The sequence below is a fragment of the Caloramator sp. mosi_1 genome (genome assembly GCF_028622835.1).
GTDB lineage: Bacteria > Bacillota > Clostridia > Clostridiales > Caloramatoraceae > Thermobrachium.
Map to the genome: position 1 here is coordinate 778,843 of NZ_CP117677.1, position 26,625 is coordinate 805,467.

At 31.9% G+C, this 26,625-nt stretch carries 34 protein-coding genes and 8 pseudogenes; 6 read left to right on the plus strand and 36 right to left on the minus strand.

The genetic code is table 11. The annotated features are described in order from the left end of the window. The first annotated feature begins 2 nt into the window (after positions 1-2). Together PL321_RS21030 and PL321_RS05515 are read left to right on the plus strand one after the other, a co-directional pair. Positions 3-472 (plus strand): annotated as a pseudogene (locus PL321_RS21030) (MGDG synthase family glycosyltransferase). Beyond that, entirely contained in the window at positions 414-812 is a 399-nt protein-coding gene (locus PL321_RS05515; RefSeq protein WP_273963771.1) for a glycosyltransferase, read from the plus strand. Before PL321_RS21030 ends, PL321_RS05515 begins: the two are co-directional and overlap by 59 nt. A 179-nt stretch (positions 813-991) precedes the next feature. Here the strand turns inward: PL321_RS05515 and PL321_RS05520 are convergent, their stop codons facing one another. The 22 genes and pseudogenes from PL321_RS05520 to PL321_RS05620 all read right to left on the minus strand — a co-directional run bounded on the left by PL321_RS05520 (position 992) and on the right by PL321_RS05620 (position 13,728). Further along, positions 992-1,192, minus strand: coding sequence for a hypothetical protein (locus PL321_RS05520; RefSeq protein ID WP_273963773.1), 201 nt, complete (start codon positions 1,190-1,192; stop codon positions 992-994). A gap of 15 nt (positions 1,193-1,207) precedes the next feature. Further along, positions 1,208-1,435, minus strand: a pseudogene (locus PL321_RS21035) (stage II sporulation protein R); the annotation flags it as partial. Positions 1,436-1,476: 41 nt separating this feature from the next. Further along, a complete protein-coding gene (locus PL321_RS05525; RefSeq protein ID WP_273963774.1) occupies positions 1,477-1,626 on the minus strand; it encodes a hypothetical protein in 150 nt (49 codons plus the stop codon). An 80-nt stretch (positions 1,627-1,706) separates the two neighbouring features. After that, a complete protein-coding gene (locus PL321_RS05530; protein ID WP_273964423.1) occupies positions 1,707-2,471 on the minus strand; it encodes a Ger(x)C family spore germination C-terminal domain-containing protein in 765 nt (254 codons plus the stop codon). Between the two features lie 43 nt (positions 2,472-2,514). Next, positions 2,515-2,859 carry a Ger(x)C family spore germination protein gene (locus PL321_RS05535; protein ID WP_273963775.1) on the minus strand — a complete coding sequence of 115 codons (345 nt, stop codon included), beginning with the start codon at positions 2,857-2,859 and terminating at the stop codon, positions 2,515-2,517. Beyond that, positions 2,856-3,957 (minus strand): annotated as a pseudogene (locus PL321_RS05540) (GerAB/ArcD/ProY family transporter). Before PL321_RS05540 ends, PL321_RS05535 begins: the two are co-directional and overlap by 4 nt. Next, positions 3,935-5,424: pseudogene (locus PL321_RS05550) on the minus strand (spore germination protein). The pseudogenes PL321_RS05540 and PL321_RS05550 overlap by 23 nt, the downstream one beginning before the upstream one ends. Before the next feature lie 110 nt (positions 5,425-5,534). Further along, on the minus strand, positions 5,535-5,642 hold the full coding sequence (locus tag PL321_RS21040) for a CLC_0170 family protein (RefSeq protein WP_443110749.1): 108 nt from the start codon (positions 5,640-5,642) through the stop codon (positions 5,535-5,537). A 407-nt stretch (positions 5,643-6,049) separates the two neighbouring features. Then, the gene (locus PL321_RS05555) at positions 6,050-6,784 is read right to left on the minus strand and encodes a nucleotidyltransferase family protein (RefSeq protein WP_273963780.1); all 735 of its coding nucleotides are present in this window, start codon (positions 6,782-6,784) and stop codon (positions 6,050-6,052) included. 3 nt (positions 6,785-6,787) lie between these two features. Further along, a complete protein-coding gene (gene ispE / locus PL321_RS05560; RefSeq protein ID WP_337961091.1) occupies positions 6,788-7,372 on the minus strand; it encodes a 4-(cytidine 5'-diphospho)-2-C-methyl-D-erythritol kinase in 585 nt (194 codons plus the stop codon). Then, positions 7,363-7,635 carry a 4-(cytidine 5'-diphospho)-2-C-methyl-D-erythritol kinase gene (locus PL321_RS05565; RefSeq protein WP_273963781.1) on the minus strand — a complete coding sequence of 91 codons (273 nt, stop codon included), beginning with the start codon at positions 7,633-7,635 and terminating at the stop codon, positions 7,363-7,365. The genes ispE and PL321_RS05565 overlap by 10 nt, the downstream gene beginning before the upstream one ends. A 117-nt stretch (positions 7,636-7,752) precedes the next feature. Beyond that, positions 7,753-8,565 (minus strand): DUF3794 and LysM peptidoglycan-binding domain-containing protein, encoded by an 813-nt coding sequence (locus PL321_RS05570; RefSeq protein ID WP_273963782.1) that lies wholly within the window; start codon positions 8,563-8,565, stop codon positions 7,753-7,755. A 63-nt stretch (positions 8,566-8,628) separates the two neighbouring features. Continuing rightward, positions 8,629-9,246, minus strand: a complete 618-nt coding sequence (locus PL321_RS05575) for a DUF3794 domain-containing protein (protein ID WP_273963783.1) — start codon at positions 9,244-9,246, stop codon at positions 8,629-8,631. Between the two features lie 429 nt (positions 9,247-9,675). Then, entirely contained in the window at positions 9,676-9,879 is a 204-nt protein-coding gene (locus PL321_RS05580) for a Veg family protein (protein ID WP_273963784.1), read from the minus strand. Between the two features lie 276 nt (positions 9,880-10,155). Continuing rightward, the gene (locus PL321_RS05585) at positions 10,156-10,374 is read right to left on the minus strand and encodes an N-acetylmuramoyl-L-alanine amidase family protein (RefSeq protein WP_337961092.1); all 219 of its coding nucleotides are present in this window, start codon (positions 10,372-10,374) and stop codon (positions 10,156-10,158) included. After that, positions 10,368-10,733, minus strand: coding sequence for an N-acetylmuramoyl-L-alanine amidase family protein (locus PL321_RS05590; RefSeq protein WP_337961093.1), 366 nt, complete (start codon positions 10,731-10,733; stop codon positions 10,368-10,370). The genes PL321_RS05585 and PL321_RS05590 overlap by 7 nt, the downstream gene beginning before the upstream one ends. Further along, on the minus strand, positions 10,727-11,464 hold the full coding sequence (locus PL321_RS05595) for a hypothetical protein (RefSeq protein ID WP_273963785.1): 738 nt from the start codon (positions 11,462-11,464) through the stop codon (positions 10,727-10,729). The genes PL321_RS05590 and PL321_RS05595 overlap by 7 nt, the downstream gene beginning before the upstream one ends. 11 nt (positions 11,465-11,475) lie before the next feature. Further along, a pseudogene (gene yabG, locus PL321_RS05600) lies at positions 11,476-12,346 on the minus strand (sporulation peptidase YabG). A gap of 124 nt (positions 12,347-12,470) precedes the next feature. Next, entirely contained in the window at positions 12,471-12,629 is a 159-nt protein-coding gene (locus tag PL321_RS05605; RefSeq protein WP_273963786.1) for a hypothetical protein, read from the minus strand. Positions 12,630-12,634: 5 nt separating this feature from the next. Then, positions 12,635-12,907, minus strand: coding sequence for a phosphotransferase (locus PL321_RS05610; RefSeq protein WP_273963787.1), 273 nt, complete (start codon positions 12,905-12,907; stop codon positions 12,635-12,637). A 2-nt stretch (positions 12,908-12,909) separates the two neighbouring features. Next, on the minus strand, positions 12,910-13,386 hold the full coding sequence (locus PL321_RS05615; RefSeq protein WP_273963788.1) for a hypothetical protein: 477 nt from the start codon (positions 13,384-13,386) through the stop codon (positions 12,910-12,912). Positions 13,387-13,587: 201 nt separating this feature from the next. Continuing rightward, complete coding sequence (locus PL321_RS05620; RefSeq protein WP_273963789.1) at positions 13,588-13,728, minus strand: hypothetical protein; 141 nt, start codon at positions 13,726-13,728, stop codon at positions 13,588-13,590. 125 nt (positions 13,729-13,853) lie between these two features. Between PL321_RS05620 and PL321_RS05625 the strand changes: the two genes are divergently transcribed. Next, a complete protein-coding gene (locus PL321_RS05625; protein ID WP_273963790.1) occupies positions 13,854-15,173 on the plus strand; it encodes an MFS transporter in 1,320 nt (439 codons plus the stop codon). A 112-nt stretch (positions 15,174-15,285) separates the two neighbouring features. Beyond that, positions 15,286-16,376 (plus strand): annotated as a pseudogene (locus tag PL321_RS05630) (glycosyltransferase family 4 protein). 59 nt (positions 16,377-16,435) lie between these two features. On the opposite strand, the gene PL321_RS05635 reads toward PL321_RS05630, so the two are convergent. From PL321_RS05635 to PL321_RS05665, 7 genes are all read right to left on the minus strand, one after another. After that, positions 16,436-16,954, minus strand: coding sequence for a phosphotransferase (locus tag PL321_RS05635; RefSeq protein ID WP_273963791.1), 519 nt, complete (start codon positions 16,952-16,954; stop codon positions 16,436-16,438). Positions 16,955-16,965: 11 nt separating this feature from the next. Further along, positions 16,966-17,157 (minus strand): hypothetical protein, encoded by a 192-nt coding sequence (locus PL321_RS05640; RefSeq protein ID WP_273963793.1) that lies wholly within the window; start codon positions 17,155-17,157, stop codon positions 16,966-16,968. A 107-nt stretch (positions 17,158-17,264) separates the two neighbouring features. Further along, positions 17,265-17,420: a hypothetical protein gene (locus PL321_RS05645; protein WP_273963794.1), complete on the minus strand. Its 156-nt coding sequence runs from the start codon at positions 17,418-17,420 to the stop codon at positions 17,265-17,267. A gap of 170 nt (positions 17,421-17,590) precedes the next feature. After that, entirely contained in the window at positions 17,591-17,740 is a 150-nt protein-coding gene (locus PL321_RS05650) for a hypothetical protein (RefSeq protein ID WP_273963795.1), read from the minus strand. Continuing rightward, entirely contained in the window at positions 17,740-18,018 is a 279-nt protein-coding gene (locus tag PL321_RS05655) for a hypothetical protein (RefSeq protein ID WP_273963796.1), read from the minus strand. Before PL321_RS05655 ends, PL321_RS05650 begins: the two co-directional genes overlap by 1 nt. A 314-nt stretch (positions 18,019-18,332) precedes the next feature. Then, complete coding sequence (locus PL321_RS05660) at positions 18,333-18,914, minus strand: hypothetical protein (protein WP_273963797.1); 582 nt, start codon at positions 18,912-18,914, stop codon at positions 18,333-18,335. Positions 18,915-18,958: 44 nt separating this feature from the next. After that, positions 18,959-19,588: a hypothetical protein gene (locus tag PL321_RS05665; RefSeq protein ID WP_273963799.1), complete on the minus strand. Its 630-nt coding sequence runs from the start codon at positions 19,586-19,588 to the stop codon at positions 18,959-18,961. A 141-nt stretch (positions 19,589-19,729) separates the two neighbouring features. Here PL321_RS05665 and PL321_RS05670 point away from each other — a divergent pair. Continuing rightward, positions 19,730-20,852, plus strand: a pseudogene (locus PL321_RS05670) (glycosyltransferase family 4 protein). A gap of 32 nt (positions 20,853-20,884) precedes the next feature. Further along, on the plus strand, positions 20,885-21,232 hold the full coding sequence (locus PL321_RS05675; protein ID WP_273963800.1) for a hypothetical protein: 348 nt from the start codon (positions 20,885-20,887) through the stop codon (positions 21,230-21,232). 189 nt (positions 21,233-21,421) lie between these two features. Here the strand turns inward: PL321_RS05675 and PL321_RS05680 are convergent, their stop codons facing one another. The 7 genes and pseudogenes from PL321_RS05680 to PL321_RS21050 form a co-directional block, all read right to left on the minus strand. Next, a complete protein-coding gene (locus PL321_RS05680; protein ID WP_337961094.1) occupies positions 21,422-22,264 on the minus strand; it encodes a methyl-accepting chemotaxis protein in 843 nt (280 codons plus the stop codon). Further along, entirely contained in the window at positions 22,201-22,758 is a 558-nt protein-coding gene (locus PL321_RS05685) for a hypothetical protein (protein ID WP_273963802.1), read from the minus strand. The genes PL321_RS05680 and PL321_RS05685 overlap by 64 nt, the downstream gene beginning before the upstream one ends. 131 nt (positions 22,759-22,889) lie before the next feature. Continuing rightward, positions 22,890-23,303 (minus strand): mannose-6-phosphate isomerase, encoded by a 414-nt coding sequence (locus PL321_RS05690; protein WP_273963803.1) that lies wholly within the window; start codon positions 23,301-23,303, stop codon positions 22,890-22,892. Positions 23,304-23,741: 438 nt separating this feature from the next. Continuing rightward, a complete protein-coding gene (locus PL321_RS05695; protein WP_443110694.1) occupies positions 23,742-24,239 on the minus strand; it encodes a restriction endonuclease subunit S in 498 nt (165 codons plus the stop codon). A gap of 59 nt (positions 24,240-24,298) precedes the next feature. After that, a complete protein-coding gene (locus tag PL321_RS21045) occupies positions 24,299-24,604 on the minus strand; it encodes a restriction endonuclease subunit S (protein WP_443110750.1) in 306 nt (101 codons plus the stop codon). Between the two features lie 350 nt (positions 24,605-24,954). Further along, a complete protein-coding gene (locus PL321_RS05700) occupies positions 24,955-25,176 on the minus strand; it encodes a hypothetical protein (RefSeq protein ID WP_273963806.1) in 222 nt (73 codons plus the stop codon). 3 nt (positions 25,177-25,179) lie between these two features. Next, positions 25,180-26,623 (minus strand): annotated as a pseudogene (locus PL321_RS21050) (N-6 DNA methylase). Positions 26,624-26,625 lie beyond the last annotated feature (2 nt).

Genomic DNA, 26,625 nt, shown 5'->3' on the forward strand with positions numbered 1-26,625 from the left:
ATATAAACCCAATAATTGATAAAATTATAGTAGGCGGCTATTTAAAAAGTTTAAAGAAAACACCTGCACTTTATGGCAAGCTTTATAAGTACGCAGATTCAGAGGATACTTTATCTAATTTGTCAAGTATAATTAATGAAATACTTTCTATTAAAATAAAAGGACTTATTGAAGAATATAAACCTAAAGCAATAGTATGTACACATCCATTTCCACTTGAAATGGTATCTAAACTAAAAGAAAAAATAAAATTGAATGCCCTTGCATTGCAATCCTGACAGACTATGCACCCCATTCCTTCTGGCTCTACAGCCATATTGATGCCTATGTTATACCTAATGAAGATTTTATTCAGGATTTAGTTGAAAAGGGTATTGAGAGAGAAACTATATACCCTCTTGGAATTCCTGTTTGTGAAGAGTTTCTTCAAAATATTGATAAAAAGAAGCAAAAAGCAGTTAAACTTAGATGATAAAATCACTGTTCTTTTAATGGGTGGAGGTCTTGGAATTGGAAATATAAGGGATATATTCGAAAAGCTTGCCTTCTGCAAACTGGATATACAAATAATTGCCTGTGCTGGTCAAAACATTAAATTAAGAAATCAACTTAATGAAATAGCATCAAGAACTAATAAAAAGACCATTGTTTTTGACTATACAGACAATATAAATCTACTTATGTCGGCATCAGACCTTTTAATATCAAAACCAGGTGGACTTACAATTACAGAGGCATTAATTAAAGAACTTCCTATTATTATCAACTCAGCCATTCCTGGTCAAGAAGAAAAAATGCCGACTACCTCTTAAACAATGGAATTGCTGCAAGAATAAATTCAGATGATAGTGTTGTTAGTATTTTAATGCAGCTATTAAATAGCAGGGTTAGACTACAGCATATGAGGGAGTGTTGCAAAGAAAAGGCAAAACCTTATGCAACAAGGGATATTTGTAAGCTGATTATCGATATAAGTAAGTAAGGGGCTGTTTTATAGCCCCTTAAATAATTCTTCTATTATTTCAATTATTTTAAATTTAAATACCACATTTTCGTGTTTCTCTCTATTGAATTGTGATACATTCATAACCTCTACTACTTCCTCATCATCCAACACCTTATTTAATTCTTTTTCTGTTTCTTCAGTTGTAAGTCCCTTTGTAATATCGATAAAACATAGTGGTGGAAACATTACACACCACCAATTCTTACCTCCTCCTTCTCCTAAAACTATTCTTAAGGCGGTGTAGTCTCCTTCCTTTAATGTTATATTACCATAGCTTTTTATAGGGAAAGTGTATGTGCCTATTGTTGCCTTTGCAGTATATTTGTATCCGTTATTTTGTAATATATTGTTGGATATGTATTCAATGCTGTCTATATTGCTTGTAATTATTTCTATAGCCTCATCCTTTGTTTTTGCCCTCTGAAGCTTTGGTCCTAATTCCTTTAGAACTGCATCTCTGACCTTTAGCTTTACATTTTGGTCATTTTTGAGTCGCTATTTGCGATGACGTGAAATCTTATGAGCTTGTCCTTGTAATTTAGCTCACCTACTTTTCTATTTGCATAAATAAAAGAAGAAATCATAATTAATGTAATTATTCCACATACCAACCTTTTCATTTAAAATCCCCCTCCTTGTGAACTTATTTATAATATTTCCATATTACATACTTTTTAAACAAAAAGAGGTAATTTTTTTATTACCTCTTTGACCCTATTCTTCTTATAAAGGCTTTTGCTTCAACAGTAAACTCTGCCTCTGTAAATGCCTCATCCCAATTGTCCTGAAATTTTTTATATACCTTAAAGTAATTCTTTCTTGTATAATCCTCTAAACCTAAATAGTCTGCCTCTACATCATCTTGAAAATATTTTATAGTCTCCTTCATTTCAAGCTCAAAGGATTTTGATAAAACACCCTCTATTTCATCTAATATACTCTTATCTATATCCTCTTTGCTAAATATTTCATTTTCTATATAGCCCTCAAGTTCAGCCTTTATTGTAAATTTGAGTTTTCCATTATCATCCTCAACAAATACATCTTTGTAGTTGTCCTGAATAAAATAGGATATGTCCGTTCCCTTATAGTTTACAAACTTTCTTCCTCCCTTTAACTTACCATTTATAAACTGGAAGGCTCTTAGGTATTTTTCATCAACGTCTTTATAAAACTTATTATCCTTTATCAATACAATATTTTTTATCTCAACCTCATCATTTTTTACTGATATGGCTGGCAGTACTGCCTTATTACCTGAATTAAGTTTTGATATAAACTCCAAAAGTTTTACAGGAACAATATAAGACAATTTGCTTGCATTATTAAATACTCCTTGTATATAGGTTACTAAATAAATATCAAGCTTTGGTTTTATTTTTGTAAGTTCTTCTATATCTCCATCAAGTACCATTATGTTTATTGTTGAGTTTATATCAGGGTCCCTTTCTAAGAAGTCTAATATTTCTCTAAAAGTTTATCATTTTTTAAAACCGCCTTAGTTAAAACTACAACCTTAGTGTGAGCAAAAAAGGAGTTCTATTTAACTTTATTCCGATCTTTCTTATTGCATCTGGTACTGTTTCTGCCTCTGCCTCAACTGTTACATATCCTTTTTCTCCACCTGATAATATTTCTCCTGGATTTGCAAGAGTAAATATAACTTTTAATGTTTTACCCATTCTTTCTTCATAAAAGGGTTCAATTTCTTTTATATTCTTGCTGGTCTCTTCTTCTAAAACATCTATAAATATACCACCTACAAAGGCCCTTTCATCAATCTCCACCTTATCCCAACAGCCTTGAAAAAGCAAACTAAAGATTAAAAGCAAAACTAAAGGCAATCTCTTCATTTATTAACACCTGCCTTTTTAAACCTTGACACAATAAATATAACTATTGGAAGTATAAAAATTGTATATAGTCCTAAAGTTGATGTAAGTAAATCGCCGTAATTCATCATATCCAAAATACTGTCCCCTACAAGAGATCCTAAATATATAAAGGGTAAAAATATAGTTAGTATATGTTTTGCTTCAGTGTGGCCCAATATATCCTTTGAAATTACGCTTAACGAATAAAGAAGAGAAACAATAGTAGTATATACAAACAAAACCCAAAGTGCCTCTAATATACCTTCAACTCTTTCTATAAAGGCACCTGGTACATCTGATGCCTTTATCATACTTAGTGTTGGATACATAAGCCTTTCTGTTAGCTTGGGGCCAAATACAGCATAACATTCAACTATAGTTATAACATAAGCTATTATTAGCAATACTATTGAAACAAACGATGCCTTAAAGGCTTTATTGGGTTCCTTCACAAACGGAAATATTATAAGTAGTGCCTCAAAGCCTGCATAGGCAAATAGGGCTGATTTTATACCCTTTGCAAAGCTTAATATGTCGTGGGAAAATATCGGCTTTAAATTTGAAAAATCAGCACTTACCAAACCTATTAAATATAAAATGATTAAAACAAATGCTATAATTGGAGTTACAGCTTCAAAAATCTTACTATTGGCTCAATTCCAAGCCTTGCAAGGATAACTGACAATATAATTAAAGGGAGCATTATCATTTCAAGAGGAGTTCTATTTAATAGGAATATCTTTGCTGTTTCACCAAATATTCTTGTCTCTAATGCTGCAAATAAAATAAAGTATAGAAATGTTGGAATTGCAAGTATTGTACCTAATATATTTCCAAAAGTAACCTCAAAGTACCTACAAAGCCATTCTGTGGAAACTTCTCGCCTACTTTACACATAATATAGACTATACCTATGCAGACAATACCTGCAATTATGGAAAGTATCCAACCATCGTTTTCTACTTCCTTTGCCATCGATGCTGGAAGTGTCAAAATTCCTACACCCAAAATAGTGAGATATATAAATATTCCAACTTGGTAAGTAGATATCTTGTCATTGCCCCTCTGCATTTTCATCACCTGCCTGCCTTATTTCATCCTTAGGATTTATGTGCTTTGGTCTTTTTATCATATATTCCCAAGGTGCTCTAAAAATTAGTGAATCCTTTATATCTGTATACTCAAAGGGTGCAATAGGTGCTAAAAAGGAACTCCAAAACTCTTTAAATTGCTAAGATGTATTAAAACAATAATTGAACCTAAAACTATACCATAAAGTCCATATATAGTTGCAAATACCATCAATAGAAACCTTACTAACCTAAATGCAGCCGATACCTCATAGTTTGGTATTGAGAAGGAAGATATAGCAGTTATTGCAACAACTATAACCATTATAGGACTTACAATTCCAGCCGATACTGCTGCCTGACCTATTACAAGACCTCCAACAATACCTATTGTTGAACCTATTGGTCTTGGGAGCCTAACTCCTGCCTCCCTTAAAAGCTCAAGCGTAAGTTCCATTATTATCGCCTCTATAAAAGCAGGGAATGGAACACCCTCCCTTGTTGCTGCAATTGAAAGTGCAAGCTTTGTTGGAATAATACCCGGACTAAAGGAAGTTATCGCAATGTATAGAGCTGGCGCAAGTATAGCTATACCTCCGCATATTACCCTAAGTATTCTTACAAAACTTACAACAACAGTTCTTGAATAATAATCCTCTGGTGATTGAAAAAAGGCAGTTAATGTAACTGGTACAATTAAAGCAAAGGGAGAATTGTCGACAAGTATAGCCACCCTTCCTTCATACACTGCCGCTGCTACAACATCTGGCCTTTCTGTTGTCTGAACCTGTGGAAAAAGGCTAAAGGGCCTATCCTCTAAATACTGCTGTATATATCCACTGTCTAATATTGCATCTATATTTATACCATTTAGCTTATTAATAACCTCATCAACTATCTGCTTATCTACTATGTCATCTATATACATTATTGCAATATCGGTTTTTGAACGAACTCCAATCTGCTTTTGTTTTATTTTAAATCTGGGGTCCCTTATTCTTCTTCTAACAAGAGCTGTATTCATCCTTATTGTCTCTGTAAATCCATCTCTTGATCCTCTTATAACTGTCTCTGCTGTAGGCTCCTGAACGCCCCTTACTGGGAAAAACTTCGTTGCAATAACAAGGGCCTTGTTTTCTCCATCCATAAGTATTGCTGTATCTCCAGATAATACAGCTAAAACTGCCTCTTCTATGTTGTCATTTTCCTTAAAATCAGTTACTGACATAGCTGCAACCTTTGACACCTCATAGATCTCCTCTTTAATGTCATCAAAGGTTGGTCCAACCATTCTTGCCATAAGCATAAGAGGTTTTAGTACAAAGTTATTTAAAAGTTCCTTTTCTGCCATTCCATCTATGTAGAATAAAAATACATCCTTACCCTTGTCTCCACCTATTTTAAACTGTCTATATACAACATCATCACAATCCTTTAAGAGGTTTTTGACAGAAAGTATATTGTCATCAATCATATAACTTATAGGTGTTTTTTGTTAGGAGTATATTGGTAAAGTATTTCCCTTTTCATACACTCACCCCTATATCTCTAAGGTTAAATAAAGAACATATCCTATTATTGCAATTATGGTATACAAATAGATAAAAATCTGCAGAACTTATACTCCTTCTGCAATCCCTTTTGTTTATATTCCTTTGAATCCCTATATAAAAAAATACTGATATAAAAAATAGTAGAGTCACATTAAAATCAAAGTATTCTTTAAAAAACTTTAAAATAGCCATAGCACCACCTCTTTAATTTAGTTTTGCATCCCCAAAGGTTATTTATACAAAAAAGTTTCGCTATGGTTTTCCAAAAGCGAAACTTTACAAATTTGTAAAAACACAAAAATGTTTAAATTGTAAATCAGCCCCTTGTAAGGATTTCAAAAGCATATTTCATAAGCTTTAGCAAGTCCATCTTTAGACTTTGAAAAAGTCCGTAATTCGGCACACGATGTTCCGAGCCGAGCGGCCCTCAAGGACGAGGGCATCGCGAGGGTAGGACTTTTTCAAACAAAGAAAAGCTTAGACTTGCTTAGTGAAATGAAGAAATGCCTAAGAAATCCTTCAAGGGGCTAATCTTATTGTAACTTTTTAAACTATATTCAAATACTTATTCACAAACTCAATATCCTCCTGCTTATCTACATCATTACCTATTTCAGGATACTTAGTTGCAATTGCTCGTCCATTAACATTAAACATCTTTCCAATCTTCTTCTCAACCGCTTCAATTGTAAGCTTTCCCAGTGCCAATCTTAATAAAAATGTAAAGCCTAATGTTTTTCCCATCTTAAAAGGTTTTTTTCTATACTCCACCAATTTCTTTGCCTTTTCTGTGCAGTTTTTGATTGCCTCCATCTTTATATATACAATATTTCCTCCAGTATATACGCCTTCCTTCATCTTAACATAGGTTCTTCGCACATCTGGATATTTTTCATCGTTTAATTTTTTATCTATTATAGGATAACCTACATCTATATTTTTCTTTTCACATTCTTCAACAAATTCCTCTATTGCCCTACTTTTTATAAGCGGTATATCCGCAGTACATACAATAAGTGCAGTTCTTTTGTCTTCTATGCATTCAGAAGCAAATAAAATATTGTCTATTATATCTCCAGCAGGATTTATGCAGCCCTTTACCCTGTCCTTTAAAACTTCCTTTACACCTTCATCACATACTATGTAAATATCCTTTACATTTTTACAATCCTTTAGAGCATCTATAATGTAGTCTACCATATACTTTTCACCTATTTTTAACAGGGCCTTTGAAACCCCATCCCTACCCTTATCGCCAGCAAGAATTAAAGCATTTACCATTTTTTACACCCCTCTATCAACTGTATTAACAACAAAAACTTCCTTTATATAATCTCTCAATCTATTGTGGCACTTTATTGCATCTGCCCTTTCTTCAAAAATACCAAAGACCGACGGGCCGCTTCCGCTCATCAGACTTCCTAACGCTCCAAACTCCATCATTATGTTTTTAATTTCATATATTACAGAATATTCCTTTACTGTTACATTTTCAAGAACATTAACCATTGATGTTGCAAGCATCTTTATATCATTATATTTTATATAATCAATTATTCTCTTTGTATCTGGGTGATGTGTTATTTCATCTAATTTTAAATTTTGGTATACATATTTTGTTGAAACATTTATCGGCGGCTTTGCAAGTACAATGTAACAGGATATATTATTTAGTTTTGTAAGCTTTTCTCCTATCCCTTCTGCAAGACAGGTTCCACCTTCAAAGAAAAAGGGAACATCTGCACCAAGCTTTAACCCTATTTCCTTCATATCTTCCTTTGAAAGATTTAAAGAATACATTTCACTTATCCCCTTTATTACCGCTGCTGCATTGGTACTACCACCAGCAAGCCCAGCGGCTACAGGTATATTTTTTCTATTTCTATTTTAAAGTTATCCTGTATCTCAAACCTCTGCTTCATTAGTTCTGCTGCCCTATAGGCAATATTACTTCTATCTGATGGTACATTTAAATTGCTGCATACAACCCTCATCTCATTATCCTTAGTTATCTTCACCTTATCATAAAGTGAAACAGTCTGCATTATCATCTCTAAAAGATGATATCCATCCTCCCTTTTACCCACCACATCAAGTGAAAGATTAATCTTTGCAGGACATTCGATAATCATAGAAAATCCTCCCTTCGTATATACAATTATACATAAGTTAAAAATTCCTGCAATTATATTCTGAATAAGTTAACAAAGGGTGTCAGGAAATTTTTATTTTACCTGACACCCTAAAAATTACTTAATAAATCCCTTCTTCGGAATCAAAAGCTTCATTCCTGGCATTATCAAATCTGGATTATCTAAATCATTTATTTTTATTATATCCTCCATAGAAGTACAATATTTCTTAGCTATTTTCCATAATGTATCATTTGGCTGCACAACATATAAAACTAAGCTTGGCATATTCTTTATACTGTCTTCTATATCAACTTCCTCTACATTTTTAACAATATCAAACATCATCTTGTTGTATAGCTTTGCAGATACTTCAACAATAACCTTTACATCCATTTCTCTTTGGGATGCCTTGTCAAAGGATAGATATTCTAAGTTAACAACTGCATCCTCTATCATATCTATCTTTGCACCATCTATTGAAACTGTAGCCTTAAATGGTATCTCCTCTCTGTAGCTTACAAGTTCCTCCTCTTCCTTTTCTGCTCTATATACAGCACATATAGATACAACACCGTCACAAACAACCTTGTCTTCCACAATCTTAGTCTCTGTTATTATTGGCTTTGCATCAACATATATAATATCCCTTATGCCGTATAAGTCATCATCAATTGTAATCCTTTCTTTTAGAGTTTGACTATCTACTCCCTCGTTATAATACCCTATTGCACCGACATTTTCTCTCACAAACTCAAATCTTGATGTTGATGTAAATGCATCTATTGTTCTTTCAATTACTCTATCATTGTAGGTTTTTACATTAACATCAAGGGATATCTGTATTTCTAAGTTTTGTCTCTCTCCCGCTTCATTTTCTAATACCTTATAATCAATATCAGTTATCCTAAAGGATACGTCACACTTCATATTAGGTTTCAAATTTTCTATCATTATTCTCATTAGTAAAGGCTATATCCACATCTTGGCACATTAACTGGTCCTTTGATGTTTCAAAAGTACTCTTGAAAGTACACAGGCATTTACTACAAGCTTTCCATCTTGAATTAATAAATCCTTTTTATGAACGTGAGCCGAAAGTTTAAGTATGTTTCCAAACTCTCCCTTATCCTGAGGAAGCTCTAAATTGCCCTTTACTATAACCTTAGATGTGTCCTCAGAAACAAATTCACACACCTTCATTGTATCCTTCTGGGTTTGAAGCTCCTGTCCCTTAATATCAACTATTGTTTCAATTTCGCATTTTTGATAAACTACAGTCTTTAAGGTTACAACTGCATTAACCTTTAACTTTTTATCAGACACCATTTCATATTCAAGTGTTTCAATTGAAGGCATAACTTTGCAGGTCATATTAGGAACTGCCATTGGTGCCTGAACATAGTGTTTAAAGTTAGTATCTGCCTTTTGAATTTTAACTTGGGAACTTTCGCCCTTTGAAGCATAAAGTATTTTAAAAGACATCCTTCCATCAACTAAAACCTTATCCTCAAGTACAGTAGCCTCCATTAAAGTAACTTCTCCATCAACACTTAGTATCTTATCTATCTCTGGGTTCATCTCGTCAATTACAATATCTCCACTAACCATTGTTTGACTTGAACCTTCAGCTATAATTCTTTCTGTAAGTTAGCATATCTCTAACTAATTCTACTGACATTATATCCCTCCCACCCAAAATTACCTAATATAGTATATAATGTCTACAGCTTTTTTATGACTAAAACATTATTTGATAGAATTTTTTAATATTACTTCTTTTTCGATATATATTGACATTTTTTTATTTTCGATAAAATAAATAATTGTTGATGACCATATAACCTCTCATAAATTCTCAATACCCTAAAGAAACCTTAATCTTTTATCCCCTATTTTAAAAAATAAGCTGCCAAACCCATAACCCCACACAAAAACCACTTCCCCGGTGGTTTTTGTGTTTTGTCGAAAAAAGGAGCCTAAAACCGGCTCCTATTTTTGTGTTTATTTTCTACATTGCTACTTCGTTGTTTTCAAAGACTATTTGTACATTTTTGTGAGTATATCGGAATAGCTATAGGAAATTACCCTTGATGTATTATCACTTGCTTCGACTCTAACTACAAATATATTAGGATATGTTTGCTCTAATATACCTTCTTTTACTAAAACTTTCTTTCTGCCGTTGTTTGCCTTTAGAAGAACCTTTTCTCCTACGTGCTCATCAATATTTTTTGATGGCATCTAATAGTTCTTTTCCCTTCATAACAAACACCCTCTTTCCACAAATACAATTTTACTCCAACAACTTAATTTTGTCAAATAAAATATTTAATTTTATCAGCATTTTAATCTAAAGTCAATATTAATTTTATGTTTACTAATTTTAAATTTTTTATTAATTAGCATACTATATAATAATATCTCAATTATACTCTAAAATTCATATTAAATTTGAATTTGACAAAAATCATTGTAATAATGCCAAGACATTTATAAAATACCTTGGCATTATTACAATTAAACGTCAACTTCAAAATATTCACATACAGCCCTATACATAGCTTCTGCTATCTTGTAAAGATTTTCATCGCATATTAAACTGCTATCTATATTTCCTGTAATATACATACACTCCACAATAACTCCTGTACTTTTGCTCTCTCTTAAAATATAATAATCGCCTTCTCTTATACCTCTATTTTTAATACTTAATTCCTCTGTAATCCTTCCTAATATTTTTTTGAAAGATTAACAGCATCTAAATCATCTTTAAAACAATAAACCTCTATTCCATTAACACTCTCTTGAGGAAAACTGTTTTGATGAATGCTTATAAATATATCAGGTCTTCTCTTGTTTATTATTTTAACTCTATCTGATAGTGTTACATCCTCATCTACACGTCTTGTTAAAATACATTCAGCACCTTTATTAGATAGAAGTTCATAGAGCCTTAGGGCAATTTTTAAATTTATATCCTTCTCAACCAATTCACCCTGAACATTTCCTGAATCCTTTCCTCCGTGTCCTGCATCTATTACTATTTTTCTTCCTTCAAGTGTATTTATTATTTTATATTCATCAAGTTTTAAAATTCAATTCCAGTATAATAGTACTCTATTATATCCTTAAAATCTTTGTTTTCATTTGCCATACTACAAGCACCTTCAATACATATACCAAGTCCTAATCCTTCACCTACTACTTTAAGAATTATACTATCCTCTTTAAAATAAACTCTATTACTCTTTAAATTTAATATCTCCATAAGCTTATCTCCTGTTATTTCTTTTCCTAAAAGATTTAGTTTTCTTATTCTCCCCGTATCATCCCTTGATACGTCCTTTATTATCTCTCTTATCTGGTCTTTATATTTGATTCTACATCCTATAGAACTTGCCATTTTCTCACAATCAATTTTTATCTCTTCACATTTTTCACTGCATCTTCTACACAGAACCTTTCTTAGATAATTAACCTTATATCCCAATATAGACTCTGAATTTGCTGTACCTCCTCCACAACATTTTGTATAGTATAGGGAAACAGGTTCAGCATTATTTACAACAATTATTCCTTGAGTTTCTTCATAGGCCCTATCCAAAAGTTCTCTTTTTACTATCAAGTTTTTTATATTACTCAAATCAATTTCTCCAACATATTCCCTTTTATAAAACCCAGAATTTTTTACGTGAACAATCAGTTCACTTCTTTTCAAAACAATGAGGGCCTTTAAAACCTCAAAGGGTATATCAAATATATCAATATCCAAGTGCAACAGATTACTTAATACAAAATCTTTAAAAGATACGCCCAATATTCTCATAAACATCCCACCTATGCATAAGGTGATTTTGGTAGTCCTTCTCTGTATTTACCTCGCGTCTCAAGTCCACCAATACCTTTGATTCCTGTAATCGTACTATCAACTATTTCCTTAGGATTTAAAAATTTTGATATACTCGAAAAAGCAACCTTTTCACAAACAAAAACAGGGTCCATTGCGTGAATAAAAACCCTATTAGGAGAGCTTGCAAAATTTGCACCCGCCTCAATTAATGCTTCATAAAAAGATTGACAAGCACCCGCAAATATAACTAAATCGTCATAGGAGGGTTCATATTCTCTTGCTCTTCTCACAGCCTCAACAAAATATCTCGAATTTCTATAGCTATCTAAATTCTTATAATCCTGACTACCCTTTAACATCGCATCGTGTCCTGTTAAAACCAAGATATCAGGCCTAACTTCACTTAAAAGCTCAAGAACAACATCAGGTTGCCTAACTTCTGGAACATATCTACCGTATGCCTCTATTCCAAGCTGTTTATACCCTTTTAGGCAAATATTTAAATATTCCATATCTCCATCTATATGAAGGACCTTGCCAGGACGGCCAAAAGTAACACTGGAATTAACATTTGGTGTATTTATTCTTTGAAAGGTCCCTTGATTTCTTCTTTGAAGTACAGCCTTTTTATAAGTGTATTTACTCTTCTTAAGGTTTCATCTTCTTCCTTTGAAATCTTTGAAATTGGTGGTTTCTCTAAATCCTCCTCCTGGGCATCTGCAATAAGCCTATAGTTTGTTCCCTTTAAAATATATAAGTTTGTACCATCTTGTTTTTTACTATCTCCATAATTTTAAAATAAACATCACCACCATAGGATTTCCTAATAACTATATCTCCCACTTTAAACTCCTCCATAACATCACCTCCTTTGTATATAATATGTTTTAAACAAGCTTAAGGTTAAAAATAATGGTATAAGGCAGTTTAGACCACTTACATCTAAACTTCCTTATACCACTATGGTTACTCTTTTCATACATCACAATATTTCATCTAACTTACTTAAAAACTCTATATACTTGTCCTTTTCTTCTACTATCTCGTTCATCTTCTTTAGGAAAGTTGCTTCTGTCCAAGATGCTTCTTTATAGTAATATCTATTAGCAAGCCTCCAAAATCTCTGTGGAAATCTAAGCAATGTCTTTAAAACCTTTTTTCATCACTTGTTAATTCTCTAATAGAAGAATACTCCTTTAAAATTATTACCGCATAATCTATGTTCCATCCTACTCTCTTTAATGTTTTAACAATAAGAGTTGATAAATCATAAACCTGAACCTCTGATTTTAGATAGTCAAAATCAACTAAGTACACTTCATCAGGATTTTTTATCAATATGTTGTGGTATGTGTAGTCGTGATGACATAAAACCTTTTCCTCAAGAGACATATCACATACTCTTTTATAACTTTCCATATCTATAGTTTCGTATGCATTTTTGCAAGTTCATAAAAACTATCTACATTTGATAAATAAATCATATCAAATTCTGATTTCTTTTTATTTTTTAAGGCCATCTCCTTCATCTTTTTTAAAGTTCTGAGCCTCTTTTCAAGCGTATAAGGAAGTTTACCCACATCACATCTAACCTTAAGGTTTTCCTCTAAATCATATCCCCTTGCTGCAATATGGAATTTTGCTAAAGTTCTTGCAGCTATCTTCACATCCTCTAAAACTTTAAAATCAGCCTCTTTTCCGTCAATCCAATCAGTAACTATATATATATCCTCATTTACAAGGGCATATGGATTATTACTAAGGGATAGATTGTATCTATCAACCTTTTCAAAACCGTTTGAAATTATATGATTTTTGGCCTTATAAATATAGTTTAACTTTTGAATTCCATAGGATATTTTCTTTAAACATTTATCACCCTTATCTGTTTTTAGCAAATATACTCCTTTTTAGGTATGCAGTCGTATATTCTAAAACCAAATTGATTTGATATTTCTGTTTCTCTAACCATAATTCCACCCCTTTATTCATTTTTATGTTAGTTTCTATTTAACTATTCCAAATCAATAATAAATAATTGACAGCATCTTTAACACAATAAAGCATTTTTAGTTCACAAAACAAAAATTTCAGAATGTTTATTTTTGTAACATAAAAACATTATCCCAAGGGTTTAAAGCTATTTTAAAAATTTTCTTTATTTTTATACCTTCTATTACTGCTGACTTATTTAGATTCAAGTCTTCATTAGATACACATTTATGAATTTTGTCATTCATTTTACAGTTAATTTTGTGTATTTTTGTAATTTAGAGAATTTTTCTGATTTTTATAAATATATTGTTAAATTTATTTTAACATTTTATAATACTAATTGTCGAAAAAATAATATAGGGGTAGCACAATGGAACAAAAAGAATTAAAACGTTATAATCTTAACAGCTATGCCTTCATAGTAAGTTACATATTTATGGGACTACTTGCTGGTATAGCCTTTGACGTACTTGTTACATTCCTACAACAAGTATCATTAGGTACTGCACAATCTTTTTCAGCCTATATGGGCTATAGTACATTCCTTGCAGCAGCAATTCTTCTTTTAGCACCAAAGATAGGATATAAAGCACTTGCAATTGCAGCTCCTTTGATGGTTATTTTAGGTCTTGTTGCAGTTGCTTATGTAAATGTTGGACTTATATTCCCTGTTGCAACACTTGCAATACTAACAGGTACAACACTTTATGATGTAATACTTCCACCATACCTTACAGCATACACTACTCCAGAAAACAGAAATAAAATATTCTCAACAGCTATTTGGACAAACCTTGCAGGTATGGTTGTTGCGACTTACTTTGGTGGTTCATTAATCGTAAATAGATTTGCTTCAAGAATGAATATATCAAAGCAAGAAGCTCAGGCTGTTTCAGAGGCTGTTGATAAAATGAGCCCTGAAATGTTAAATCAATATATACTTGCCCACAAAGATGTACTTTTAATGTTTGCAATAGTTGCACTTATATCATTAATACCATTCTTATTCGTAAAGCAAGTAGAATCTGACTATAAAGAAACTAACAAAGAAAAGAAGGGCTTCGATTGGTCAATACTTACTAACAAATATGTTCTAATATTCTTAGTTTACTATGCTTTAATTAGATTTGGTGCATCACTAATATGCCCATACTTCTCAGTATATCTAAATAAATTTGTTGGAATAGACAGAGCGACAACATCAAAGCTAATTTCTTACTCATACTTTGCTGGTGTTATATTTACAGCTATATGTCCATATATCGTAAAGAAAATTGGGCAAGTTGTTGCACTTGGAGGCCTTGCACTTGCTTCAATTCCATTTATGATGTTTATCGCAAATGGTAGTGCCTTTGGTGATAAGGCTGCAATGGTAGTAGGTTTAGCATTATTCTTTAGATTTGGTCTAATGAATGCTGCAAACCCAATAATGAACTCACTACCAATGGAATTCGTTTCAAAGGAACTAAGACCTGCATACAATTCAGCAATATTCGTTGCAGGTGCTGTAACTTCAATACTTGCTGGTTTCTTTACAAAGGGATTCCTATTTAAGACTACATCAGGTTATGCTGTAGCTTATTATATAACTGCTGCTGTATACACTACAGCTTCAATACTACTACTTGTGACATACACTAAAAAATACAATAGATCAGGTGAACAAAACAAAGAAGAAAAAGCTGCTTAATTCCTTAACAATAAAGGGCTGCAATAAATGCAGCCCTTTATTGTTAGCATTTTTCACACTTTTGTATATAATTCATATTATGATATAGTAGAAATATTTATAAGGTGCAAAAATGAAGATAGGAATTGACGCACGTGCCGCAAGGTGGTATCGTGGAACTGGAATTGGCACATACACATATCAAATCATCTACAATATATGTAGACTCGATAAAATAAATAAGTATACCTTCTTTTTGCCTAACGAAAACAATTCCGACCTTGATATCCCAAATAATATCGAAATTAATATAATAGATGACAGAAGTAAAGATACCTTTTGGGAGGATGTCTATATACCTAATGTAATTAACAACACCAATATGGATGCTTATTTTGTGCCCCAAAACGGTATAGGACTTCCAAAGGATAAACCCTGCAGATTCTTTATCACCCTTCACGATGTAATACCCTATAAAATGCCTGAAACAGTAGGACCTCAGTATCTCGATATTTACCTTAAGGAAGTACCTGAAATAATAAAAAGGGTTGATGGAATAATTACTGTATCTAACTTTTCAAAAAAGATATTTCACAAACATTAGGCTTTCCTGAAGAAAAATATATGTTACACATCTTGCTGCTGAGGATTTTTATGTACCTATGGACAAATCAATTTGCAAAAACTTTGTATTAAGAAACTATGGTATAGAAGGAGATTTTATACTCTATGTTGGAGGGTTTAGCCCAAGAAAAAATATAAAGGGGCTAATACAAGCCTTTGCACTTTTAAAGGAAAAATATAAAAAGCCTATTAAGCTTGTTATACTCGGTAAAAAGGTAGGTCCTATTATGACTATAGAGACTTAGCACTTAAGCTCAACCTTAAGGAAGATGTTGTATTTACTGGATATGTTCCTGTTGAAGAACTGCCTATCTTTTATAACGCGGCTAAGCTTTTGTTTATCCGTCCTTCTACGAAGGCTTTGGGCTTCCTCCTCTTGAGGCTATGGCCTGCGGAACACCGACTATCTCTTCTAATAAAACATCTATACCCGAGATTCTTGGAGAGGATACGCTGTATATTGATCCCTATGAAATAGAAGATATAAAAGAAAAGATGCTACTGCTTTTAGAGGACGAAACCTTCTATAACAAAATGGTTCTAAAGTCTCTAAAGAGAAGTAGTATGTATTCTTGGAAAAAGCTACTATTGAAACAATAGAGATCTTAAATAACTGCTAAGGGGAGCTGTGCTCCCCTATACTAATTCCTTAAATTCTCTTAAGAAACTCTCTCTATCCTTCTTATATTCTGCCTTTCTTTTAAGTTTTTCAAAAACTCATCCTCATCCCATCCCCTTGTCTTCATATAATAGCTAATTGTTATGTCGTAAAAATCCTGCGGGAATAGAAGATACGCATAAAGTACCTCAAGTTCATCCTTTTCAAGATTATTGATCTGGGAATAACCCTGTAGTATAGTTTCTGCCATATCAATATTCCACATATTGTGTTTTATTGCCTTGGTTATAAAATTACAAAGGTCGTGATAGGGTAAATCAACTACAGCATAATCAAAATCAACAAAATAATAGTTATCCTCATTGTCCACAATTATATTGTGATGAGCCAAATCGTGATGGCAGAGAACATACTTTTCTCTACACAGCTTTCTATAATCAGACTCCTGAAGTTTATTTAAGGCTTGAGTTGCTTCATCTATATAATATTCTGCATATTCTAAGAAAAGTTTATCAAAATCACTTTTATTTAAGTGAAGTTCTGCAAACTCTTTGCACATATTGAGTTCTTTTATCTTTTTATAATATTGCCTTCCATCTTATAAAGATTGTTTCGTATCTCCTTAACCCTTATCCCCTCTGAGGCACTATGAAGCCTTGCAAGTGCCCTTGATGCACCTATTAAATCAACGGGATTTTCGTATATACACTCTCGTCCCTCTATTAAATCAAGAACAACATATATACCTCCTTGGTATTCCACATAGGGTTTTCCTTCTACGCTCTGTTTAAAGTTCACCACAAAGGGATATGTCCTTCTGATGTGATTTAGTGCTTCATAAATATATTCGAGTTCCTCTAACTTATAATCTATCTTTTTAATATTTTAAGTCCTTCGTTTGTTTTTAAAATAAATACTGAACGAATTGGTACTGCATCTTCGACTAAAAAATTATATCTATCAAAAAGATCTGTATCTAACAAGTATGTTGAAAGATATACCTTGTCTCTAAATTTATATTCCATAAATTCACCTCACATCATCCTTAATAGAGGCTTTTTTAGCTTTTCTGCAAGGCCTACATCCTTTTGCCTCATATATTCTGCTATTACCTTAAGTGTGTTTTCAGGAAAGCGTAAATATGCCTCCAAAACATTTGTATTTATCTGCCTTGGTGAATTTCTATTATATATATCTAATATTTTTCTTTATTTTCATTTTGTGTTTTTCTTATCAGCATAGCTAAATCCTCTTCTATAAGTCCATAGGATAAATCAAAAACATCGTATATATAATACTTTCCGTCTGATTCTGCCAATGTTTGTTTTCCAATGTCATAAAGCACTATTTCCTTTTTTTCATACTTAACTCAAGAAGATTAAAATATTCTGTGCTTCTAAACACCTTCATTGAGCCTTTACATCTCATCTTTAATTCCCCTAAAATAGACATCACATTTTCCTCAAACTCGTTATGCCTGCTTCTTTCACTTACCTCATCTATAAATTTATCTAAAATTATATAAAGATTTCTAAACTTACCTACCCTCTTTCCCCAAGTAACACTGGGCTTTATTTCATCCCTTGCTGTAAAACCTGTGGTTGAGGTATGAAAATCTGCCAAAAGTGATGCTAAACAGAAGGAATTTATATCCTTTTTATATCAACAAATCTATATATATCTGTTAAAATATACAGCTCATTTTCATACTTTATATAAGGTTTGGCATCACTTAGTGTATTAAATTGCACAATATTAGTAAATCCATTTTTAAAAGCATATCCTATAACCTCATTTATAAAAAGTATTTCTGATTCTTTAATGTTTACTTTCCTTAAGTGAAGTATCTTACTCCCAACTTCAATGATATATCCATCTTCGATTTTATCAATCTTTTTATCCTATCTTTGCCTCCTTTAAAATCCATACAATCACTCCTAATGTTTTCTTTTACGCTTTTTCTTTAAATGCTTATCCTTTGATCTTTCAATCTCCTTTATAATCTCATCCTTCTTATCAAGTAGTTCCTCCATCTTTTCCTGCTGTTTTCTCAACTTTTTTAGCCTCTTTATTTCATCCTTTAGGCTTTTTATTTTTTCCTCTAAATCGCCAATATTTACGTTCTCTTCATCAGTTCTTTTTAAAAGTTCTAAAGTAATATCATTAAGCTCACTTTTCATTTTCTCTACTTTTTCAAGATATTTATCTATACCTTCCATACAACCCTCCAGCTCATCTAAAAATTTAAATCTATTTTCACAATCTAAAACAACCCTGTTTAATCGTTTTAAAAAGTTTTCCTCTGTCCAAGGTTGCTTCTCCACATAATATTGAAGCCCTACCTGCCAAAAATCCTGTGGGAATTCCATAAAGCAGAAAATAAGATTTACTTCTTCTAATGTAACGGGTACATACCTTCCATATTCATTTAATATAAAGTTAAAAAGCTTTATATCCCAATTGCCATACCTTAGATTTCTAATTAATAAACTTGATAGATCGTGAAGATGTGTATCCATTATCACGTAGTCATAATCTATTAAAACTATATTGTCATTAGTTATTAAAAAATTATGATTTGCTGTATCGTGATGACATACTTCGTGAAGTTTTTGTGGGATTCGATTATTTTTGAATATCTTGATTTTTCAAAGTCCTTTAAACACTTTAAGGACTGTTTGTAGTGAATATCAAAATATTTTAAAAAGATTGTATCAAATTCACTTTTGTTTTCCTTTGCTTCACACATAGCTCTAAAATATAAAAGCTCGCTACTTCTCTTTTTAAACTTCTCAACCCATTTGCCGTAGTAATCCCTAAGCCTAATATCATATCTAAATCCTCTTGATAATATGTGAAGATTAGCAATGGCTTCTATACACATTTTAAGCTCTGTATAGTCTTTAAAATCTGCCTCCTTAGCTTCAATAAAATCCGTAAGATATGCATAGCCTTCATTTAAGGAGATAAATAACTCTCCCTCCTTTGTCTTGTAAATAGAAAGTATGTGTTCATAGCCTTTATTAATTAGATACATCATTACAGATATAATAAAATTATATTGCTTTAAATCGTACTTGGATGTTTTTAAGCAATATACTCCTTTATCCGTAATTAGTTTATATATATTCTTTATTTTTTCATATGAGAGAATGTTAAATCCATAGGCCTTTTCTACCTCATTAAATTGCATACTTCATCTCCCATTTAAGAGTTCTATTTTATAATATGTTAATAACTTTGTTTTGTGCTACTGCAATATTTAAAAAATATGCACATTTAACTAATAATTGTAATATTTATAATATATACAGCTTATTTACGGAGTGATAGGATGAATATTGCTATAGATGCAAGAGGTGCTAATCTTTATGCTGGAACTGGAATTGGAACCTATACAATCGAACTTTTAAAATATATAAATCTCCACGACTTTGAAAACAAGTATTTACTATATTGGTATGGCAGCAATTATAAGCAGTTTAATTTTAATAAAAATATTTCTATTAGCATTGCCTCTAAAAAACACCACCACTTTTTGAAGAATATTTTATACCAGAAAATCTAAAGGCTAAGAATATGAATATATACCACGTCCCACAAAATGGGATTGGTCTTCCTTCTAAAAAAGCTGTATCTATATATCCACAATTCACGATTTAATTCCATACGTTATGCCCGAAACTGTAGGTCGTGGATATTTAAAAAATTTATATCTCAAATGCCGCAAATAATACAAAACTCTGATGTTATAATAACAGTATCTAACTTCTCTAAAAGGACATTATGAGAATATTTGACGTGGAAGAAGATAAGATAAAGGTAACACACCTTGCGGCTGACGATTATTTTAGGCCAATTGATAAGAATATATGTAAAGACTTTTTAAATAAAAAGTATAATATAGACTTTGATTATTTTTTATATATTGGTGGATTCAGTCCAAGGAAAAATGTAAAATCAATACTTCTTGCCTATTCAAGACTAATTAAGGATATAAAAGATAAGTTTAAGGTAGTAATTGTAGGTTCTTCTAAAGACGAACATAGCTTTTTAATAAGCCTTGCAAATAGTTTAAATATAAAGGATAGTGTTGTATTTACAGGGTATGTACCCTACGAAGATTTACCTTACTTTTATAGTGGTGCAACTTTATTTTTATATCCATCCCTCTATGAAGGTTTTGGACTTCCTCCCCTTGAGGCTATGAGCTGTCAAACACCAGTTATAACATCAAATGTTTCTTCTATTCCTGAAATTGTAGAGGATGCTGCACTACTTATAAATCCCTTTGATGCTGAAGAGCTAAAAACTCAATCGAAATTTTACTTCAGGATGATAATAAAAGAGATAGTCTCGCCAAGAAGGGATATGAACATTCTTTGAAATTTAGTTGGAATAAAACTGCAATGGAAACATTAAACATATATAAGGAGGCAGTAAAAGAAAGGGTATAGTGTCCCCTTAAAAACTATAAAGGGGTGGTTATGTGGGCGAGACAGTTGAAAAGTTTGGCTTTGCTGCAAAGTATAAGTCGGTAGGAGAGCTATTTAGTACAGAGATTTTACCAATTGTTGATGCTATATCAAGGCTGGGTGTTGCTGCTGATGGATTTGCATCTGCTGCAAATTCAGTTTCACATATAAATATCACAGAACAGCATCAAATCAAGGAACTATTAGAGCTTGTATTTAATATTCGCCGTTCTGCAGAGGATTTGCAGTGCCTTTTAGATAAAAGGTTATGTGCTGCAATTAAAACCGTTGAGAGTGGGGTTTATGATATAAAGAATATTAAAGAAGCAACAGAAGAGCAAGAAAATAAAACTAATCCGTAAAATTCAATCAAATAAAAAAGGAAGTAACTTTCTACTTCCTTTTTCCATTTTATGGTTAAATTCACTTTTCACCTGGGTGGCACTTATCAAGGAGATTGTCTATAGAAATGCCAACTGATATTACACCTTCACTGTCTATTCTCTTTACCGCCATAAACTTAAAAAGTTCTCCTGTATCTAATCTTCTTGTTAAGGGATAAATTTGAACTTCTTTACCACTTTTACAAAATCCCTGTATCTTTTATCTAATTCAAATATATTAAGACCTAAGGCATCTTTTGTTGTTCCATATTCAAATATTCCTCTTGAGTTTGCATAATATACATCATTTACTCCAAGCTCTCTACATAATCTTTTTAACGTTGACTCGGATTTATCCCCCTTATACTCCATTATCTTTTTGCCTATTTCAACTAATTTTTCCTCTACACTTTTGTCTATACTTTGACTTAAAAACTCATCTGATGCTGATGATATATCATTAGAGATTACTTTAAACTTTTCTACAACCGTCCATTGATTTTGTATAAGTTCTGCTGCCTTTTCTATTAAGGATGATGTATTTTCGTGGGAGGAATAAACCGCTTGTGCAGTCTCAATTGCAGAATTTGTTGAAGCCTCTATTCCCTTTGCCTGAACAATCACATTGTTTATGTTTTTATCAAGCTCAACAGATGAGTTTATGAATCTATATATGGAATTATAAAGTTCCTCCATCTCCATTTTTGTCGTTTCCATCTTCATTGAACTTTGATTTGACACTTCATCCAAATTATTTATATTCTTAGTAATTCCATCTAACACTTTTTTAATGTTTTCACTAAACTCCTTAGATTGTGCCGCCAGCTTTTTTATTTCTGAGGCTACTACTAAAAATCCTCGACCTGCCTCACCAACTCGTGCTGCCTCTATACTTGCATTTAAAGACAAAAGATGTGTTTTATTTGCAATTTCATTTATATAATCTGCTATCTCATAAATCTTTTGGGATGATGTAACAAGCTCATCCTTACTTTTGAAAAATTCTTGTATACATCTATTAAGTCATCAAAATTCTTTCTTGAATTTCTTATTGAATCTTCATTTTCTTTTATATCTCTTATACAGTTGTTGGAAAAATCCTTAGCATCCTGTGCTGATTTCATTATGTCTAAAACCTTTGACATAATAGTTTCTATTTCATTGATTATTGATTTTATATTTGCATTATCCTTATCGCTCAGTACAGTTATTTCATCTGATAAACTATATATTTCCTTTGATAAATCGTACAGCTTATTGCTTGACATATATATGTCTTTACTGCTATTTGCAAGCTTTTTAGAAATATTAGTAAAATCCATCTCATTTTTCTCTTGCTTTTCCTTTACATACACCACCCTCTTAGAGGTATAATATGTTACTGATGGCAACAAAACAACTAATACAGCAAATGATATTATTGGATTTAAATTTAAAAGAATAAATGCTGCTGAAATAAAACCCCCTAAAACAAAAATTAAAATTAGCTTTAGTAAATCCTTCATTATATACCCCCTTTGTAAAATATACACTTTAATTATACCAAAAACAATTAAAGCCTTCCATAATAAACTAATACGCCTTTTGTTAAGTATAGATTAAAAATAAAAAAGGAGATATCATAAAGATACCTCCTCTATATAAACTTTTCAAACTCTTGGCTACTTGAAATCTTTTTAACCAAGTCCTTTATACTCTGTGCCCTGTCCTTTGGACATATTAAAACAACATCATCTGTATCTATTATAAGCATATCCTTTATTCCTATTGCTGCAATAAGCCTCTTATCTCCCATTATTGTTGTGTTCTTTACATCTATAACTGCACATTCACAATTTTGAATTATGTTTCCATTTTCATCTTTACTTAAAAATCTTTCAAGTGATGTAAAGCTTCCTATATCATCCCAAACGAAATTGGTTGGTATTACAACTGCTCTGTGGGTTCTTTGCATTACGCCAAAATCAATGGATATACCATCTATTTTTTCATATTCTTCACGAATCACCTTCTCTTCATCCTCTGTACCTATATACTCATATATTCTCATAAGATTTTTGTATAGGTCTGGTAAATATTTTTTATTTCCCTAAGTAGTCTGTCTGCACGATTGTCAAAAGTGCGATGGAATGTTATCATTTTTACTATCCACCTTAAGCAATTTGATTCATATCTTTTCTTTCCTATCACATCCAAGACCTATAAAATCAAAATAGCATACGTTGATTTCTACAAAAGGTTAATAAAAACTAAATAGTCTTTTTAGTAATAAAAATAAGATTTAACTTTGAATAATAAATTTTTAACAACAATTCTTAACTATCATCAAGCAATCTAATAACATTTATCTGGATAATTAAATAACTCCTATACCAATAATAATTTTTATAAAAACACATAAAAATTATTATCGACAATTGAGCGGATGTGGTATACCACAACCACCCGATTGCCGACAAATTTTTCTATTCAAATAAAAATAACATTACTATTCAATCACTTTTTCTAACTCATCACATAAGTTCATAATTTGGTTTACTTTCTCTACAATACGTTTTTGTTCTGCAAGGGGTGGTAGAGGGAGAACAATATTTGAAAATTCTGTACCTGAAATCTCGTTAAAAGTTGTACCAGAAGCATTTTCATTAATTAACTTTGCTGCATACATTAAGTAATAATAAATATATTCATTCATATCCATTACATATGGAACTGATGACTTACACCCTTGATTTGTACATATTTCATTCTTTGCTATTGCTACATATCCTATTGGTGCTCTACTTGAAAATATTACTGCACCTCTTGGCATTAACTGTGCTGAACTTTTTATTAATCCTATCTCTGTTATAAACCTTTTACCATGTGAAATATACTTAGATTTATATAAGCCTAAGTCAGCTGGAGTAATCCAAGGAATCGTTCCATTCTCCCAATATTCTTTTACACTTGTTTTAGGTGTTCCTCCTGATACAATTTTTCCCACCTCCCCTAACCTCACCCACTCCCATCCTTGTGGCAACTCAAACGGCTTTTCGTATTCTTCTATTGGTGGTAGTGGCTTTTCTTTTTTATTTTGCCTTCCTTTATTAGCCTTTCTTTTTCTTCCTTTATCTTTTCTAATAATACACTTGCTGGTTCGTCATTTGGGTCTTGGGGTACTAATTTCCCTTGTATAGCAAGTTGTAATGTTTTCTCTCTAGTTAATTTTATTAATTTCTTTAATTTTTCTTTATCACTTTCTAATTCATCTATAAGATTAAATAAATGTTCAACTTTTTCTACAATACGTTTTTGTTCTGCAAGTGGAGGAAGGGGGATAAGAAAGCTATTAATTATATCTTTAGTAATAGCTAAAAAGTAGTTCCATTACCCTTTTCAATCATGACATCTTTTAGTGCCTTCATAAAATAATAGTAAAATTCACTTTCTATATCTCCTAATTTAGTTATGGCACTTAATCCTCTTCCTATACATATTATCCTATCTGTAATATTAACATCTCCAACAGGTGCTCTAACAGATAATATTACATCTCCTGGTTTTGCAATTTTACTTTGCTTTGTTGTATATTTGTCACTTCTTTTTAAAATCTTTTCTCCAAAAAGTCTTCCCTTGATGAAATTCCATCCCTGTAGTGCTATTTATTGTATTACCATTAGGTGATTGTCCCATAACAATAATTCCTATCTCCCCTAACCTCACCCACTCCCATCCTTGTGGCAACTCAAATGGCTTTTCGTCTTCTTCAATTGGTGGTAGTGGCTTTTCTTTTTTATTTTGCCTTCCTTTATTAGTCTTTCTTTTTCTTCCTTTATCTTTTCTAATAATACGCTTGCTGGTTCGTCATTTGGGTCTTGGGGTACTAGTTTACCTTGTATGGCAAGCTGAAGAATTTTATCTTTAAGAGCTTTAATATCCATAGTCTATTCTTCAACTCCCTTCAATAAATTTGATAACTCTCCTATTATTTCTCCTATTCTTATAGCCTTTTCATTCATTGATTCAAGCAGCTCACTTAAAGTATAGTCCTTTTCATCTTGCATTACATTTGGGTTTTTAAAATCAAGGTTATACCCTGCATTTTTTATATCTTCAATTGTTACAGAATAAGCATTTATATCTCCATTTCCACGATTATTCCACCAGTTTCTAACACAATCTAAATGTTCTCTCTTCATTGGCTTTGTTTTTGTAAAACCATTTTTAAGTCCCTCAGGAAGTGGAACCTGGTAATAATCAATTTTAGTTGTTGGTCTTGTCCTATCAAAGAAAAGAATGTTTGAACTTATTGATGTATATGGTGCAAATGCTCCACTTGGTATCCTTACAATTGTATGAAGGTTAAAATCTTCAAGCAGCTTCTTTTTATAGCTATCTTTGCATTATCATTACCAAATAAAAAACCATCAGGAAGTATAACACCTGCTCTACCATTTTCCTTTAACCTATTCATAATCAAAACCATAAAAAGGTCTGCTGTTTCCGATGTTCTCATATCTACAGGGAAATTATATTGAATAATATCTTCTTCAACCCCTCCAAAAGGTGGATTCATTGCAATAACATCAAATTTCTTATTTTCAGGATAATCCTTAATACTTGTAGCTAATGAATTATCTCTCTTTATATTTGGCTCATCTATATCGTGTAATATTAAATTAGTCATACAAAGAAGATGTGGAAGAGGTTTTTCTCTATACCAAATAATGTATTTTGAAAGATTTCCCTATCTTCAACAGTTTTTATATCTTTTTCAATGTGTTTTAAAGCAGATACCAAAAATCCACCTGTACCGCAAGCAAAGTCAGCTACCTTTTCTCCTATCTTTGGGTTTAAACATTCAATAATAAAATCTGTTAGAGCTCTTGGCGTATAATATTCGCCTGATTTTCCTGCACTCTGTAAGTCCTTTAATATAGTTTCATAAATATCATTAAATAGATGTCTATCGTGTTGGGTTGTGAAGTCTATCTCATTTAGTTTATTAATAACTTGTCTCATTAATGTACCTGATTTCATATAATTATATGAATCCTCAAATACTGCTTTAACTATAAAAGCCTTTGGGTCGCTATTTTCATCTAATTCCATTTCCTTTAGTTCTTTAAAAAGCCTATTGTTCACAAAATCAATCAATTCATCTCCAGTAATTCCTTCTGGATTTTCTGCCCAATCTCTCCATCTTAAGCCCTCTGGTATAATCGGAGTATACTCATCCTTTAAAATCTCCCATTCCTGTTCCTTGGCATCAAAAACCTTTAAAAATATCATCCAAACCAATTGTCCAATTCTTTGTGCATCTCCATCCACACCTGAATCTTGTCGCATTATATCTTGTATTGATTTAATTATTGTAGAAATTGACATCA